Source organism: Streptomyces sp. KLMMK (genome assembly GCF_036961605.1).
Taxonomy (GTDB): Bacteria; Actinomycetota; Actinomycetes; order Streptomycetales; family Streptomycetaceae; genus Streptomyces; species Streptomyces telluris.
In genome coordinates this window covers 1-16,711 of record NZ_JBAMDC010000125.1, presented here as the reverse complement: position 1 = coordinate 16,711, position 16,711 = coordinate 1, and the positions used below count along the sequence as shown (strand labels likewise).

Here is a 16,711-nt window from a genome sequence, read left to right as displayed (position 1 = left end):
CGGGCCGCCCAGCGCTGTTCGACCTTGCCGAAGCGCCAGTAGCCGAGGGCCGCCGCCCACACCACCACGAACAGGCCGACGATGACGAAGCCCACGTTGTCGAGGTTCAGGCCCGCGATCCAGCCGGTCACCGCGTCGTCCAGCCCCAGCTTCTCGTGCAGGACGCCGACCAGTTCGATGGTGCCGATGAGGAAGGCCACGGCGATGGACAGGCCGGTGATCGTGAGGTTGTAGTAGACCTTGCGGACCGGGTTGGAGAACGCCCACTGGTAGGCGAAGTTCATGAACGTGCCGTCGAGCGTGTCGAACAGGCTCATGCCCGCGGCGAACAGCAGCGGCAGGCAGACGATCGCGTACCAGGGCAGGCCTGCTGCGGCACCGCTGCCCGCCATCACCATCAGCGTGACCTCGGTGGCGGTGTCGAAGCCGAGCCCGAAGAGGAAGCCCAGCGGGTACATCTGCCCCGGGCGGGTGATGGAGCGGGTGAAGCGGCCGAGGATGCGGTTCATGAAGCCGCGCGAGTCCAGGTGCTGCTCCAGCTCGGCCTCGTCGTAGCGGCCCTCGCGCATGGCGCGGAAGATGCGCAGGATGCCGGCGAGGGCGACGAGGTTGAGCGCGGCGATGAGGTAGAGGAAGCCGCCGGAGACCGTCGTGCCGACGACGCCCAGGGTCTGGTGGGCCGTGGACTCCTCGTCCATCAGCCGCCCGGCGAGCTGGGTGCCGCCGGCCACCAGGGCGGCCATCGCGACGACGACGCTGGAGTGGCCGAGCGCGAACCAGAAGCCGACGGAGACCGGGCGCTTGCCGTCCGCCATGAGCTTGCGGGTGGTGTTGTCGATGGCGGCGATGTGGTCGGCGTCGAAGGCGTGCCGCATGCCGAGGGTGTAGGCGGTGATACCGAGCCCGATCCCGTAGACCTTCGAGCCGACGGTGTAGTGGTTGGGGACGACGAGCAGGTAGAGCACGCCGAACGCGACGACGTGCAGGGCGGCTATGACGGCCAGCAGACCGGCGGTCCGCACGGTGTCCTCGCGGCGCCAGCGGAAGGCGGGCGCGGGACCGGGGCCGGGGGAACCGGGGGAACCGGGGGAACCGGGGGAACCGGGGGAACCGGGGGAACCGGGGGAACCGGGGGAATCAGCGGGAAGGGACATCTTGGGTTGAACGCTCCAGCACCTCGTGGACCATTTGCGAGATGCCGTGGCCGGTCTCCTGGCTTACGGGTCCGTTCGCGCCCGCCCCCGCCTTCCCGGCAGCCGGCTGCGGCCAGTGGCTCCGCGCGCCGTGGGGAGCGCGCGGAACGGGACGGTCACTCCCCGATCACAGTGGCGAGGGCCGCTCCGGACTGGGGCCACGAGGGCCCGTCACCGGTCTTCCCGAACACCACGGCCGGGCCACCTTAGCGGTTGTGCACACGTTCTGCAGTTGCAAAGATCTCGCAATCGACGGCGGCGGGCCGCAGCCGGGCGGGGACGCGGGCGGAGCCCTTCCCCCGGACGGCCCAGCCCCTGCGTCGGCATCTCCCGTCCCTCCCGCCCCTTCTGTCGCTGCCGTTGCGGAGGGAACCTCCCCGGTCAGGCGGCCCGCGGCACCGGCGTGTCGGAACGGTGGACGGTTGCGACACGCCGGTGCTACCAGTGCATTGGACGGATAATCAGGTCAGCCGGACCCCGTCCGGCGCGAGAAAGGGCCGACCGCCATGGCAGAGACGGAACCATCGCCGGACGAGCGGGTCGACTTCGTGCGCCGCATCGGACTGTTCCAGGCCACCGCCATCAACATGAGCCAGATGTGCGGCATCGGCCCCTTCGTCACCATCCCCCTCATGGTCGCGGCCTTCGGCGGCCCGCAGGCCGTCATCGGCTTCGTCGCGGGCGCGGTGCTGGCCCTGGCCGACGGGCTGATCTGGGCCGAGCTCGGCGCCTCGCTCCCCGGCGCGGGCGGCAGCTATGTCTATCTGCGCCAGGCCTTCCAGTACCGCACCGGGAAGCTGATGCCGTTCCTGTTCGTGTGGACGGCGATGCTCTTCATCCCGCTGGGCATGTCCACCGGGGTCATCGGCTTCGTGCAGTACCTGGGCTACCTGTGGCCGGACATGGGGCAGACACAGGGCGACCTGACCGGACTGGCCGTCATCGCGCTGATCGTGCTGGTGCTGTGGCGGCGCGTCGAGAACATCGCGCGGATCACGGTCGTGCTGTGGTGCGTGATGATCGCCTCCGTCGTGCTGGTGATCCTCGCCGCCTTCACCCACTTCAGCCCCGAGCGGGCCTTCACCTACCCCGCAGGCGCCTTCGAGCTGACGACCAACCACTTCTGGATCGGCTTCGCGGCGGGCCTGACCATCGGCATCTACGACTACCTCGGCTACAACACGGCCGCGTACATGGGCGCCGAGATCAAGAACCCCGGGCGCACCCTGCCGCGCGCCATCGTCTTCTCCATCCTCGGCATCATGGCCATCTACCTGCTCCTGCAGATCGGCACACTCGGCGTCATCGACTGGAAGCAGATGCTCGACCCCGCCTCGACGGCGTCCTCGTCCGTCGCCTCGGCGGTCCTGGAGGAGGCCTGGGGCAAGGGGCCCGCCCGGGTCGTCACCGTACTCATCCTCGTCACGGCCGTCGCCTCGGTCCTCGCCGGGCTGCTCGGCGGCTCCCGGGTGCCCTACGACGCCGCCCGGGAGAAGGTCTTCTTCCGCCCCTTCGGACGCCTGCACCCCAGACACCGCTTCCCGGCGCTGGGCCTGGCCGCCATGGGAGTCATCACGGGAGCAGGGTTCCTGATCGGCCGTCATACGGACCTGGCCACGCTGATCCAGCTGCTGACCTCCGTGATGGTGATCGTGCAGGCCCTCGCCCAGGTCCTCGCCGTGACCGTGCTGCGCCGCCGCCAGCCGGACCTGCCGCGCCCGTACCGCATGTGGCTCTACCCGCTGCCGAGCCTGGTGGCGCTGGTGGGCTGGCTCGTCATCTACGGCTACGCGGACCGCAATTCGCCCGGCCGGCACCCCATCGAATGGTCCCTGGCCTGGGTCGGGGCCGGCTGCGTGGCCTTCGTGCTCTGGGCGCGCTACGAGAAGGTGTGGCCGTTCGGGCCGCGGGAGATCAGCGAGGAGTACCTGCACGGCGCCGACCCGGACACCGGCCCCGTGACAGCCCCCGGAACCGCCCCCGGCGTCGCCGCGGGCGCGGTCCCCGACGCCAGGCCGGGCGAGGCGCCGGACGCCGACCCGGACACCGGGGTGCCCGCCGAGCGGTGATACTTGCACCCATGCCTGTTTCTGCCTCCCCTCACTCACCTCCCGCCCCGCACGCCTCCGCCGCCCGCCGCAGGCTGTACTGGCACCGCCTCTTCTTCGGGCTGTGGTACCGCCCGGTCGAGATCCTGGACGAGGCGCGGGACCGGAGCGTGTGGGGGGCGGCGGCGTTCCTGTGCCTGCTCTGCGGAGCGCTGGGGACGCTGGGCAAGGACTCGTTCTGGGAGGGCTGGCGCGTGGGCCCGGCCCTGGCCCTGGAGGCCATGGCGATAGCCGACGTCGTGCTCGTGCTGGCCAGCCTGCTGCTGGGCATCGCCACCCAGGCCATCGCCCGCCGGCTCGGCGGCAACGGCAAGTTCGGCCCCACGGTCACGCTGTTCGTGGTGGTGTTCTGGGCGACGGACCTGCCGCGCCTGGCCCTGGACGCGTGCCTGCCCGGGGACTCCTTCCCCGTACGGGCGGCCGCCTGGATCACCTCGGCCTTCGGCTACGCCTTCGCCACCCTGCTGATCCGCGGTCAGCACCACCTGCCCACGCACAAGGCCGTGGCGGCGGTGAGCATACAGATGCTCGCGGCGGTCGCCCTGCTGAAGTTCCCTGCCACCGCCGCCTGATCCACCGCGAGCCGGTCCGGCTGCCGCGAATGCCACGGTCGCCGCGAAGGCCACAACAGCTGCGGCTGCTGTGGTTGCCGCGGCCGGCGCGCCGGGAGAACCGGCCTGAGGGTTCGAAGGCCCGCCCGGTGCGACGGGGGATGCACACCGGGCGGGCTCGAGGACAGTTCTACCTCATCAAGGATGGGTTATGCATCAAAAACCTGTTCGGCTTTGCTGACTACCAGCGAACAGGGAGCGAAATCAGGCCACTCGCACGGATCGAGGGCCGCCGGGCGACATCCTCCCGCGCCCCGTCGAGCGCGAGCCCGGGGAACCGCTCCAGCAGCACTGCCAGCGCGATTTCCGTCTCCATCCTGGCCAGCGGGGCGCCGAGGCAGTGGTGGATGCCGTGACCCAGCGCGAGATGACCGGAACGATCACGGTTCAGATCCAGCCGATCCGGCTCGGAAAAGTGATGAGGGTCACGATTGGCCGACGCCAGGGACAGCAGGACGGTCTCCCCGGCCGGCACGGTCACCCCACCGATGTCCACGTTCTCCAGCGGAAACCTGCGGATCGCGAGGGACGCGGGCCCGTCCCACCGCATGAACTCCTCCACGGCCGCCGCGAGTCCGGCCGGATTCGCTCGCAAAGAGTCCGTCAAGGCCGGGTGGTCCAGCAGCGCCAGGACGGAGTTGGCGATCAGGTGGACGGTGTTCTCGTAGCCCGCGAAGAGGATCAGGAAGGCGAGCGAGGACAGCTCGTCCTCGGAGAGCCGGTCGGCCCCGTCCGCCCCGTCCCCCGCGCCGCCGTCGCGGACCGCGACGAGGTCGGAGAGCAGGTCGTCGCCGGGGGTGGCGCGCTTGCTCGCGATGAGGTCGGTGAAGAAGCGCATCATGTTGCCGATGGCTTCCTTCATCAGGTGCGGCCGCGCCGGGTCCGGGGTGATCAGCGCGTCCGTCCAGGACCGGAAGTCCGGTCGCTGCTCCTGCGGTACGCCCAGCAGGTCGCAGATGACGGTGATGGGCAGCGGGCCCGCGTAGGAGGCCAGCAGGTCCGTACGGCCGTCGGCCTCGACGGCGTCGAGGAGTTCACCGGCGATCCTGCGCACCGGTGCGCGGAGCTTGTCCACGCGGCCGGGGGTGAAGGCCTTGACCACGAGGCGGCGTATGCGGGTGTGGTCCGGGGGATCCATGTTGAGCAGATTGGCGTCGAGCGCCGGAGGCAGGCTGAAGCCGGCGTAGTTGCCCGGCGTGGCGTTGCGCTTGTCCAGGGAGAGCCGCGGGTCGGCGAGCGCCCGGCGGACGTCGTCGTAGCGGGTCACCAGCCAGGCGGGCCGTCCGTCGGGGCCGGTGATGCGGTGGACCGGGCCGGCCTCGCGCAGCCCGGCGTAGGTGCCGTACGGGTCGGTCATGAGCCCGGAGGCGATGGAGTTCTGCATGGCGCCCGACTCTAGAAGATCAAACCGCCTGCCGGACCCCGCGGGAGGAGACGCGCACGGGCGGCGCCGGATCCGTCGTGGTGACGGACCCGGCGCCGGCCTGTGGCGCAGGCGGCCTTGACCCCCGTCCAGGGCCGCCTCGTCCATGGGCCGCACGCCGTCAGGAACGGCGTGCCGCGCTCATCTCCCGTAGTTCCTCGAGGACGGCGTCGACCATCGGATCGTGGTAGACGTCGGCGACGAGGGCCAGGTGTTCGTGTTCCTCCGCCGGGTCGGCGCTGACCGTGACGACGACGCTGTCGGCGTGCGGGGCGGGGACGTGCCCGGTGATCTGGTTCTGCAGGCCCCGGCGCAGGGCCGCGGCCTCCACGACCGCGGCGAGGCGGCGCTCGTCGAGCGCGGCGCCGGTCGCCTTGCGCCGGGCGATGTCCACGGCGGCGGGCTCGACGTGGCGGCGGATGCCGCGCTGGATGTCGCGGATCTCCGCCATCTGCCGGTTCGCCCGCCACTCCAGGTCCGCGAAGGGCCAGCGGCCCGTCAGGCGGTGGCCGGTGAGGGTGACCTCGGGGGCGTGGGCGGTGACGGCCTGCCAGAGCGGCTGCAGCCGGTGCAGGCGGCGCCAGGCGGAGACGCGGGGCCCGGCTGCGGGCAGCGAGAAGCCGAGGAGGACCAGCAGCGCGGCCACCGAGGCGCTCATCGGGGCGACGCCGTTCGACAGCCAGTAGACGTCGTGGCCCGCCCAGGTCAGCACGAAGCCGACGAGCTTGCACAAGCAGTAGAGCAGGCCGAGCCAGCAGCCCGCGGCGAGCGTGCGCAGCCCCTTGGCGAGCCAGCAGGGGCCGAGCTGGGTGGCGTAGCGCGGGCAGAGGGCGCCGAGCCCCGCCAGGCTCGTGCCGAAGATGGCCAGGTACAGCACCAGGAAGGCGACGACGCCGGGCGCGTGGGCGTAGGCGGTGCTGAAGTCGCGCGGGTGCTCCACGGAGTCGGGCCGGCCGACGGCGAAGCACACGATGGCGGTGGCCCAGGCCACGGCCACGACGGCGACGGCGATCCGGGAGCGCGCGGCCGCGCGGGCGTGGGCCCGGGCGTCGCCGCGGCTGGTCCAGCGCAGCAGCAGCACCGTGGCGCCCGAGGCGAACAGGACCACGGCCGAGTACAGGAAGACCATGGCCAGGTTGGCCACGCCGGTCAGCCGGTCGAACGCGCGGTAGACACTGGGCGCGGAGAACAGGAAGACGACGGGGACGCCGGAGGTCATCAGGGCGGTCAGGCCCAGGTCGACGTTGCCGCGGTCGCGGAACCAGGCGCGGGCCTTGTAGCCGACGATGGCCCAGGCGACGGCGCTGAAGGTCAGGTAGAGGACGTCAAACACGGCCGCCTCCGCCGTCTCCGCCGTCGTCGCCGTCTGCGCCGTGCTCCCGGTTCCCGTGTCGGACGTGCTGCAGGGCGGGCCCGAGGGACGCGGCCAGCTCGGCGGCGGCGCCCTCCAGACGGGCGTCCTGGCCGGGCGGCGGGGGCACGACCTTCTCCATGAGGAGCGTGCCGAGGATCTCCGTCTCGCGCTCGGTGAGGTTGTCGTAGCAGTGGTGGCGGGCGAGTCCCATCGTCAGACCCATGCGGCGCATGGCGGTGGCCACGTCGACCGAGGGGGTCCACACCTTGAGGGCGTCCTCCGTGACGGCCGGGTCCTGGTCGTGGCCGAGGAGGAGGTGGCCGATCTCGTGCAGGACGATGTGGACCTGGTGCCAGGGGGAGGTCTTCTGCTCGTAGATGACCCAGTAGGCGTCGTCGGTGGTCGCGGTCATGCCGGAGACGACGCCGTCGAGGCTCATCGGAACCAGGCGGATGGGCAGGCCGACGCGGCGCGCGACGATGTCGCACAGGCCCTGCAGGTCGGTGGACGCGGGCAGCGCGAGCTCATGGATGAGCTGCTTGCACCGGCGCCGTATGCGCCCCACTCGCATGCCTGCACCGTCCTCGTCCTCGGTACGCCGCCAGTAAGTGAAGAGCCGGTCATCCGCCGTAACGGTCACGGGCGCTCCTCACCACCCGCGTCGGGCGGGTCGGACGGAAGGTTCATCTGCTGCCGGAACTGGCAGATGATCGTCGTAAGGCTGTCCTGCACCTCCGGGGGCAGCCCCACCGAGCGCAGGGCGATGGCCCGCACCCGCTGGTCGCGCATGGCGACGAGGAAGCGGACCTCCTCCTCCACCCGCTCGGCCTGCGAGGCCGAGAGGTCGCCCATCAGATAGCCGACGGGCACGGCGAAGAACTTCGCCAGCGCACGCAGCACATCCGGGCTGGGGTTGGCGCGGCGGCCGTTGCGCAGCATCGAGAGATACTGCTCGGTGAGGCCGACCTCGCCGTACTCCTCGCCGTTGGTGATCTCGTCGGCGACGTGACCGTTGGTGTACGGGGCGCCGGGCGGATGCATGTTCGCGAACAGGTAGTTGAGCCGCGCCGCGAGCGGGCTGCCCGCGTCACCTGCCGACCTGTCGCCCCCGGGTGCCATCTGCTCCGTCCTCTACCGACCGACGTTCTTCCCCCACGCCACCTCACGGCCAGTTAAGCCGGAAGCGACTGCGAGAAGCATCCTGTCACGGCTCGAACCCTCAGCACTAGTCCGTACGGCGTTTCGACTGGGTGAGGACTTAACCAGGAGTTGATACCGAGCTCAACTACGTGTGGAGGAGCGGGTCCGCGCTCCAGGCGGCGCCGGCGCGGGCAGGTCCGCGCCCCCGGCAAGGAAGCGTCGAGGTCGCTGCAAGCATTCCGCCAGACCCCCCGGGCAGACCCGGCCCGAAGGAACACCGGAAGACGACAGGCGCGGGCCCGCCGGGGAGGGCGGGGCCGCGCCGGGATCCATGGGGGAAGCTCTCATGTCTGAAACTCACGGGCGGCCGGGTCCACTGCCGGCGCCCGAGGACCGGTGGCTGACGCTGCCGGGCCGCAAACGCGTCCTGGTCGTGGTGCACACGGTCACCTACGGCCAGCGGCTGCGCGACGTGTTCTCGCTCCTGGAAGGGGACCTGCGGGTCCAGCTGGTCTTCACCGCCGCGCCGCACGCGCTCGGGGAGGGGACCGACGGCTTCCTGCACGAGCTCGGGGCTGCCGCGCTGCCCTGGCAGGAGGCGGTGCGGACCCGCTTCGACCTGGCTCTGGCGGCGGGTTCGCGCGGCATCGAGAAGGTACGGGGTCCGCTCGTCCGGCTCTCGCACGGTGCCGGGCACATCAAACTGCTGCGCGACGGGCGCCCGGCACCTGCGGACGGCCGGCCGACTGGGATGCTCAGCCGGCAGTACCTGACGCGCAGCGGCCGGGTTGTGCCCGCCGCCATCGCGCTCGCCCACGAACGCGACCTGGCGGAACTCACGCGCTGGTGCCCCGAGGCCGTGCCGGCTGCCGCCGTGGTCGGGGACCCGTCCTACGACCGGATCGTCTCCAGCCTGCCGCTGCGGGACGCCTACCGCCGGGCGCTGGGGGTGGGCCGGCGACAGCAGCTGGTGGTCGTCACCACCACGTGGGGGCCGTCCTCCTCCTTCGTGCGGTTCGACGCGCTGCTGCCGCGGCTCATCGGCGAACTGCCGCCCGACCGCTACCGGGTGGCCGCGCTCGTGCACCCCAATGTGTGGGCGGGGCACGGCGGTCGGCAGATCCGTACGTGGCTCGCGGGCGTCCGGGGGCGGGGGCTGTCCCTCGTACCGCCGGAGACGGACTGGCGGGCGCTGCTGGTCTCAGCGGACTGGGTCATCGGCGACCACGGCTCGCTGACCTCTTACGCCACGGTGGCTCCTCGCGTCCCGGTGCTCGTGGCCCGCTTTCCGGAGGACGAGGTCCATCCGTCGTCTCCGGCGGCCGCGCTCGCCCGGACCGCGCCCGCTCTCTCGCCGCTCCACCCGTTGGAGAGCCAGCTGCAGTACGCGGCGGCGGAGTACCGGCAGCGGGAGTACGAGCGCGTGGCCGCCCTGATCTCCTCCGAGCCGGGCCGCTTCAACCGGCGCATGCGGACACTGATGTACCGGCTGCTCGGCCTGGGCCAGCCCGCGTACGCGCCGGTCACCGAGCCGGCGGCGGTCCCGCCGCCGCTCGACGGCGGGACGCCCCGGCGGACCGCGGGGCCGCGCGCATGATGCCCGGTCACGTACGCGCCGTCGTCCGGCCGGGAAGCCGCCACCGCGGCGCGACGGTCCTGCTGGAAGGCGTCCGCTGGACGGTGCGCCCCGGTCCCGGCGGCTCGCCGGCCAGGGACATCCACTGGAGCGTGGACCCCGACGGGCGGGCGGCCTCCCGCTGGGTCGGGAGCGCCGACGTGCTGCGGTGCGGGCGGCCCTCGCCCGGGCCGGGTGCAGCGTCGTTCCGGGCGATGAGACTGCTCGCCCGCCACACGGGCTGCCTGCTCGCGGCCGTGCCGGTGGCCGGCGGCGGCCTCGTGATCGGGGTGCGTGGCGGACGGCTGCTCACGATGGAGTACGGGCCGGTGACGCACGGGCCGCGCACGGGTGCCGGCGAGGACGAAGTCGCCGCCCTCGCCTCGTACGTGCACGGCCGGCTCGTGGCGGGCCTCCCGCTGGAGCGGCTCACCGGACTGACGGTCGAGCGTGCGGGACGCGTCTTGGAGTTGGGGGAGGTGCACCCCGCCGGAAGGCTGTGACGGGCTCGCCTCCTCGGACCGGCTAGGAGGAGTCCGCGCCGGGGAGTTCCCCGAGCCGGTCCCTCAACCGGGCGGCGTCGGAGGGGCTGAGGGGCCCGTACAGGGCCAGGGAGCGCGTGTACCAGCGGCGGGCCTCCGCCGTCTCGCCCCGCTCCCCGGCCACCAGGCCGAGCATTTCCATGGTGCGCGCCTGCCAGTGGACGGATCCGGATGCCTCGAAGTCCTCCAGGGCCCGGCGTAGTTGCCGGGCCCCGGCCTCAGGATCCCCCGCGAGGGCGGTGGCGCGTCCCAGGTGGGCGAGAGCGCGGGAGGCCTCGTAGCTTTCGTCCAGGGCCAGGAGATCGTCATAGGCCCGGGCCAGGTGATCCACCGCCTGCCGGAGGCGACCCCGGGTCATGACCGTCTCCCCCAGGCAGACCCGCGAGAGCGCTGCTCCGCGCCGGTAGCCGATGGCTTCGCGCAGGGCGAGGGCGCGGGCGAAGAAGCCTTCGGCGCGGTCCGGGTCGTCCTTCAGCTGATGGGCTTGGCCTAGGCCGTGCAGGGCCTGGGCCTGCTGGCGTTCGTCGCCGTCCTCCACGGCCCGGCCGAGGGCGTCCGTGAACCACTGCACGGCGTCGTCGGGGCGGCCGGCGTTGCAGAGGCCGCCGCCTCCGGACGTCAGCATCCTGGCCGTGCCCGCTCGGTGGCCGTCCCGCAGCGCCGCCGCAAGTCCCGTCTCGTGGGCCTCCACCCACAGGTCGTAGGGGCGTAATCGCAGGAACAGGGGCCACATGGCGTCCGCGAGCTGCCATGCGCTCGCGTCCCAGCCACGGTCGGCCGCGAGCCGCACCGCCGCCATGAGGTCGTAGCGGTGCCCGTCCAGCCACGCGAGGCATTCGTCGGCGCTGCCGAAAGGTGCCGGGCCGGCGGGCGGATGGGCGTAGGAGCGCGGCAGGGTGCGGTGGCTGGGGGTGAGGAGCTCCTCGGCGGAGGTGGCGGCGGCGAGGCAGCCGTCCACGAAACGACGGAGCGTCGTCTCACGTTGCCGGGCCGTCTCTTCGCTCTCCGCCCTGCGGGCGGCGTGGAGACGGACGAGGTCGTGGAAGCGGTAGTTGTCTACCTCGTTCTCCTCCAGCAGGTTCACGTCGGCCAGCAGGTCCAGCAGGTCTTCGGCCTCCTCTGGCATCACCGCGCAGGCGGCGGCGACCAGGTGCGCGTCGTACCGCCGGACCGGCAGCAGGGCCATGGCCCGGTAGGCCCGGGCGGCCCGCGCGGGCAGGGCGTCGTAGGACTCGTCAAGGGCCGTTCGCACCGCGGCCTCTCCTTCCACGCTGAGTCCGTCGAGGGGGCCGCGCCCACGGGTCAGCGCGGAAGCCAGCGCCGCGACCGGGCGCTGCGGCCGGGAGGCCAGCTGGGCGGCGGCGAGGCACAGGGCGAGCGGCAGCCGTCCGCACAGGGAGACCACTTGGCGTGCGGCCTCGCGGTCCCGCTCGACGCGGTCGCCGCCGACGGCACGGGTGAGCAGCTCCAGCGCGGCCGCCGGTTCGAGCATGCCGACGCGGTGGAAGCCCGCGCCGTCGACGACGAGCCCGGTGAGCCGGTACCTGCTGGTGACGACCACGAGGCTGCCCGGGGCGGCGGGCAGCAGGGCACGCACCTGGGCGGCCGAGAAGGCGTTGTCGAGCATCACCGTCAGCCGCAGGTCGGCCGTCAGCGATCGCCACAGGGCGGTCTGCTCCTGCGCCGCGGCCGGCACGGAGCCCGCGCCGAGGGCGCGCAGGAAGCCCGCCAGTGCCTCGGCCGAACGGGCAGGCCCGGCGGAGGCGTGGCCGCGGAGGTCCGCGTAGAGCTGCCCGTCCGGGAATTCGGGCGCGGCGACCTGCAGCCAGCGGGAGACGAGAGCGGTCTTGCCGACGCCTGCGGGGCCGCTCACGACGACGAGCTGCGGCGCGCAGCCGGGCTGGGCGGTACGCAGCGCGTCGAGCGTCCGGAGGTCATCCGTACGGTCGGTGAAGTGAGCAGGGACGGGAAGGAGTTGGCGTGGTGTAGGAGGTCGCCGGGGCGGCGGGGCGTGGTGCAGGTGAATCCCGCCGTGGACATCGCGCGCCTGGAGGCTCGGCCCATCGACCCGGGTGTCGCCCTGAAGGACGTTCGTGTGCAGGGCTCCGGCTGCGGCACCCAGCCCGGCGTGCGCGTGGAACCACTGCCGCAGCGCCTCGCCGAGGCGGGCGTCCCCGGTGTGGCCCACCAGCGCGGCGGCGAGCGCGTGCAGGCTCTCGTACGAGCCGGTGAGCCCTGCCTCGCTCCAGGCCGCGGCGAGGGCGGCGTCCTGCTCCCGGGCGGCGCCGGTCAGGCGCTCCAGGTCCCGCCAGGCGGCGCCGCCGGGCGGCAGGCCCGCCGCCGGTCCGGCCCCCATGAACACGTCGACGAGGTCTCGTTCTCTCACCGGATCCGTCGCTCCCCTCTGCGCCGGGCGGATATGACGCATGCACATGGCCTATCCATCTGGCAATGCCTGCCCGAAGAACTACCCATCCCGTGTGTTTTCGATCGTCTCTCCGGGGACCGCAATCGATTCACAGCCACACGTGCGCAATCTGGCACCAGAGTTTGACGCTGTGTCATGCTCATCCTCCGAGTTGGACGTCCCGGCGGAAGGGGCGCAGGTGGAATTCCGGCTATTGGGCACCGTCGAATTGCGGGCCGGCGAACGGCGCAATGGGCTCGGCTCCGCGAAGGCCCGCTGCGCGCTCGCGGCCCTCGCCTACGACGTGGGCCGCCCGGTGAGCCTGGACACGCTCGTCCACCGCGTCTGGGACGACGATCCTCCGAAGCGGGCCCGGGACAATCTCTACACCTACGTGTCCCGCATCCGTTCCGCCCTGCAGAAGGTGGGCGGCGACGGCGCCCCGGCCCTCACCTCGTACGCCCACACCTACATCCTGGAAGCCGACCCGGAGACCGTCGACCTGCGCCGCTACCTCGGCCTCACCGCCCGGGCCCGCGCCCTCGCCGAGAGCGGCGACCCCGACCGGGCGATCCGGCTCCTGGACGAGGCGGCCCGGCTCTGGCGGGGGGAGCCGCTGGCCGGGCTGTCCGGCTCGTGGGCCGAGCACGTGCGCTCCACCGCCGAGGCGGCGAGCGTCTCGGCCACGCGTACGCGCGCCGTCCTCACCATGCGCCTGGGCAACTTCGCGGACGCTGTCGCCGGGCTCTCCGGACTCGCGCGCCGCTGCCCGACGGACGAGTCACTGGCGGGCCTCCTCGCCCTGGCCCTGCACGGCAGCGGGCGCACCGCCGAGGCCGGCCGCCTCCTGCGCCGGGTCACCCACGCCTTGGTCACCGAGCACGGTACGGATCCGGGCGAGGAACTCCAGCGCGTTCAGCAAGGGGTGCTGAAGGGCGTCCCCGCCATCCAGCTGCTGCCCCGCACCGCCGGCCCCGGGCAGGAGCGGGCGGCCGTACCCGACAACCTGCCCCACGACGTGCCCTGGGTCGGCCGCGCGGAGGAGCTCCACCGGCTCTCCACCGCCCTCGCCCCCGGCCCGGACGGACCGCGGGCCGTCGTCCTCCTGGAGGCCATCGACGGCATGGGCGGCGTCGGCAAGACCGCCCTCGCCGTACACGTCGCCCACGAGCTTCGCGAACGCTTCCCCGACGGCCGCATCTACCTCAACCTGCGGGCCCACGCCACTTTCCAGGAGCCCATGGGGCCGGAGGACGCGCTCGGCCAGCTCCTGCGGCTGCTCGGCGTACCGGCCGGCGGACTGCCCCGCGCACTCGACGAACTGACCGCTCTGTGGCGCACGATGCTCGCCGACCGGCGGGCCATCGTCATCCTCGACGACGCCGCCGGACCGGAACAGATACGGCCGCTCCTGCCGGGCGCCACGCCCTCCCAGATCATCATCACCAGCCGGCGCCGGCTGGCGGGCCTGCCCGGCGTCCGCCCGGTCTCCCTGGACGTCCTGCGCCGGTCGGAGGCGGTCGCCCTCTTCCGCGACCGGATCGGGCAGCGCGAGCCGGGCCACGAAGAGAACGCAGAGGACACCTCCGAGATCGTCCGCCTCTGCGGCCACCTGCCGCTCGCCATCGAGATCGTCGCCAGCCGCTTCCTCTCGCACGGTTCCTGGACCACGCGCGACCTGATGGCCCGGCTCGCCCGCAGCGACCGGCTCCCGGAAATCCGCGACAGCCACCGCGATCTGGCCCGCACCTTCGAGTTCTCCTACCGGTCCCTGACCGCCCTCCAGCAGACCGTCTTCCGCAGGCTCAGCCTGCACATCGGCGCCGAGTTCGGGGCGTACGCGGCCGCTGCGCTCACGGGTCTGTTGCTCGACGACACCGAGCGCGCACTTGAGGACCTCCTCAACTGGCACCTGCTCCAGGAGCCGACGCCGCACCGCTACCGGATCCACGACCTGCTGCGCGAGTACGCGCGCGGCCTCGGGACCGCCGACCCCGCGGCCCGAGCAGAAGAGGAACAGGCCGTGCAGCGGCTGCTCGCCTTCTACCTCCACTGCGCGGACCGGGCCGACCGCGTTCTGTACCCGCACCGCATCCGGATCGACGTGACGTCGGTCCGCGCGCCGGCTGAATCTCCCACGTGGATCGACCCGACGGGCCCGAGGGAGTGGTTCGCGGCGGAGCGGAACAACCTGCTCGCGGTTCTCGACTACGCCCGCAGGAAGGGGACGCCCCGGGAGACCGCGCTCCTGACAAATGCGCTCGGCGGCTTCCTCGCGGAGGAAGGCATGTGGGCCCTCGCACAGGCCGCACACCGGGACGCCGTCGCGCACTGGTGCGAGGCGGGAGACCGTCAGGCACAGGCCCGGGCCCTCAACGACCTCAGCGTGGTCAGCACGAACATCGCCGACTACGACGAGGCCTTACAGCACGCGGCCGAGGCCCTCGCCCTCGCCCGTGCCTGCGGCGATGCGGAGAGCGAACCGGAGGCCCTGCAACGGCTCGCCCTGCCCTACGCCTACACCGCGCGCACCCACCAGGCCCTCGCCTGCCAGCGCGAGGCCCTGACCCTGCTCATGCGCGCCGGCAACCGGCTGCAGCAGGGACGCTGTCTCAACAACCTGGGCATCATGCTGCTCGACCTGGGCCGCTACAACGACGCCGCCGAATGCTTCCTGGACGCACTCTCGCGCTTCCGCGAGGTCGACGACCGGCGGGGGCAGTGCGAGATCCTCAACAACCTCGGCGAGATCCACGGCGTCCTGGGCCGCCGGGACCGGGCCGTCCGCTCCTACACCCAGGCGCTCGCCCTGGCCAAGGCGATCGGGAACCGCGGACACCAGGCGACAATCGGGATGAACCTGGCACGGGAGCTCCTGGACTCCCAGGACGGGGAAAACCCGCTGGCCCTGTGCCGGCAGGCACTGGACACGTTCCGCAGTATGGGCAACCGGCGCCACGAATCCATCGCCCTCAACACCCTGGGCCAGGCGCTGCGCCGTGCGGGGCGCGAGGACGAGGCACTGGCGCACCAGTCCGCCGCCCTCACCCTGGCCCGCAGGATCGGCGCCACCCACGAGGAGGCGGACGCGCTGCGCGAACTCGCCCTCACCGAGCTCTGGACGGGACGTCTCCGCAATGCCGCCGAGCACCTGGCCGCCGCGCTGGCCATCCACCGGGCCGCGGGTGCGCACCTGGAGGAGGCGAAGACGCTGGAGGCCTTGGCGGAGCTGCGGGCGCAGAGTGGGGACCCGGCAGGGGGCAGGCGGGCGCGGCGGGAGGCGGCGGACATCCGGGAGAAATTGAGCGAGCCTCTCCCTGATCCTTCACGGCCAACTCCGATCACATTTGATCAGTTGGACCAAGGGGCCTAACCGGAGCTGACCGGAGTTGTAGCTTCTGCTTCGGCCGCATATTCCTTACGGCGGCTGCATGCATGTGCATGCCTCACATCACACAGAACCTGAGGAAAAGTAACGTGAACAAAGCACGCCGGTTCGTCCTTGCGGCCACCCTCGCTCTCGCCTTCGCCGCACCGATTGCCGCAGCCGCACCGGCCGCCGCCCTTTCCCGGGTCTGCATAGCTTCCTGACCCACCCGCCGGTTCACTCCGCCGGGGCCGCCCCACCGGGCGCCCCACCGGGCGCCCCGGCGGGCCCGTTCCACGTGATGTCCCTGCCCTGGATCACCGTTCCGGTGCGGGCGTTACCTCCGACCGTATTGACGGTCCGGCTTTCGTCGACCGTCACTGCCGACCGCGCGCGTTCGGCCCAGCGCACGAACTCGGCCGCGGCTTCGGAGTCCTGGTGAAGGTGCGCGAAGAGCAACGCGGCGAGCGACCTGACCTGCTCGCCGTCCGCCGGATCGAGGGGCAGCGGCACCGTGCCGGCGGCGTCCGGCTCCCCCCTCCTGCCCAGCGCGCGGCGGGCGAGGTCCGCGAGGGACGCCCATGCCTGCCGCCCCGCCTCGGTTCCCGCGGAGCCCGCGGCGGCGGTGACCGCGGTCGTGACGGCGGTCAGTGACACCGGATCAACCATTGACCCACTCCTACCCGGCGGCCGTTCGATTCCTTGTCCAGCGCAGGCTATCGGCACGTGTCCGGCATGTCCCACGTCCTCGTGAACCTGTCGCGTCCTGCCCTGTTCCCCCGGCTCCCGCCCGTAGGACGATGACACGCTCGCCCCGTACGTGCCCTCGCCCTGCCGGGCGCCCCGCGCACCAGGGAGGAACCCGTCCGTGAACAGACCTTGCTTCCGCAGACCGATCGTCGTGCGCGGCCTGACCGCCCTGGTGTTCGGGCTGTCGGCCGCCGTCGCGTC

12 protein-coding genes and 1 riboswitch are annotated in these 16,711 nt (G+C 72.5%); of the genes, 5 read left to right on the top strand and 7 right to left on the bottom strand.

Annotation, left to right across the window (positions count from 1 at the left end):
• Positions 1-1,154, bottom strand: a 1,154-nt coding sequence (locus V7793_RS19230; protein ID WP_336008164.1) for a HoxN/HupN/NixA family nickel/cobalt transporter, incomplete at its 3' end; no start/stop codon positions are given.
• Between the two features lie 31 nt (positions 1,155-1,185).
• Positions 1,186-1,403: riboswitch (cobalamin riboswitch) on the bottom strand.
• Positions 1,404-1,699: 296 nt separating this feature from the next.
• Here V7793_RS19230 and V7793_RS19225 point away from each other — a divergent pair.
• Positions 1,700-3,262 (top strand): APC family permease, encoded by a 1,563-nt coding sequence (locus V7793_RS19225; protein WP_336008161.1) that lies wholly within the window; start codon positions 1,700-1,702, stop codon positions 3,260-3,262.
• An 11-nt stretch (positions 3,263-3,273) separates the two neighbouring features.
• Positions 3,274-3,873, top strand: a complete 600-nt coding sequence (locus V7793_RS19220) for a hypothetical protein (protein ID WP_336008159.1) — start codon at positions 3,274-3,276, stop codon at positions 3,871-3,873.
• A gap of 220 nt (positions 3,874-4,093) precedes the next feature.
• On the opposite strand, the gene V7793_RS19215 is transcribed toward V7793_RS19220, so the two are convergent.
• The 4 genes from V7793_RS19215 to V7793_RS19200 form a co-directional block, all read right to left on the bottom strand.
• A complete protein-coding gene (locus tag V7793_RS19215; RefSeq protein ID WP_336008156.1) occupies positions 4,094-5,296 on the bottom strand; it encodes a cytochrome P450 family protein in 1,203 nt (400 codons plus the stop codon).
• A gap of 160 nt (positions 5,297-5,456) precedes the next feature.
• Entirely contained in the window at positions 5,457-6,668 is a 1,212-nt protein-coding gene (locus V7793_RS19210) for an MAB_1171c family putative transporter (RefSeq protein ID WP_336008154.1), read from the bottom strand.
• Complete coding sequence (locus tag V7793_RS19205) at positions 6,661-7,329, bottom strand: hypothetical protein (RefSeq protein WP_336008152.1); 669 nt, start codon at positions 7,327-7,329, stop codon at positions 6,661-6,663. Before V7793_RS19205 ends, V7793_RS19210 begins: the two co-directional genes overlap by 8 nt.
• Entirely contained in the window at positions 7,326-7,808 is a 483-nt protein-coding gene (locus V7793_RS19200; RefSeq protein WP_256790123.1) for a helix-turn-helix domain-containing protein, read from the bottom strand. The genes V7793_RS19205 and V7793_RS19200 overlap by 4 nt, the downstream gene beginning before the upstream one ends.
• 367 nt (positions 7,809-8,175) lie before the next feature.
• On the opposite strand from V7793_RS19200, the gene V7793_RS19195 reads away from it, so the two are divergent.
• Positions 8,176-9,426 carry a hypothetical protein gene (locus V7793_RS19195; RefSeq protein ID WP_336008148.1) on the top strand — a complete coding sequence of 417 codons (1,251 nt, stop codon included), beginning with the start codon at positions 8,176-8,178 and terminating at the stop codon, positions 9,424-9,426.
• Positions 9,423-9,947, top strand: coding sequence for a hypothetical protein (locus V7793_RS19190; RefSeq protein ID WP_336008147.1), 525 nt, complete (start codon positions 9,423-9,425; stop codon positions 9,945-9,947). The genes V7793_RS19195 and V7793_RS19190 overlap by 4 nt, the downstream gene beginning before the upstream one ends.
• 22 nt (positions 9,948-9,969) lie before the next feature.
• Here V7793_RS19190 and V7793_RS19185 read toward each other — a convergent pair whose 3' ends face one another.
• Positions 9,970-12,372, bottom strand: a complete 2,403-nt coding sequence (locus V7793_RS19185; protein WP_336008146.1) for a tetratricopeptide repeat protein — start codon at positions 12,370-12,372, stop codon at positions 9,970-9,972.
• Between the two features lie 172 nt (positions 12,373-12,544).
• Between V7793_RS19185 and V7793_RS19180 the strand changes: the two genes are divergently transcribed.
• Positions 12,545-15,766 (top strand): AfsR/SARP family transcriptional regulator, encoded by a 3,222-nt coding sequence (locus tag V7793_RS19180; protein ID WP_336008144.1) that lies wholly within the window; start codon positions 12,545-12,547, stop codon positions 15,764-15,766.
• A gap of 231 nt (positions 15,767-15,997) precedes the next feature.
• Here the strand turns inward: V7793_RS19180 and V7793_RS19175 are convergent, their stop codons facing one another.
• On the bottom strand, positions 15,998-16,429 hold the full coding sequence (locus V7793_RS19175) for a hypothetical protein (RefSeq protein WP_336008142.1): 432 nt from the start codon (positions 16,427-16,429) through the stop codon (positions 15,998-16,000).
• Between the last annotated feature and the right edge of the window lie 282 nt (positions 16,430-16,711).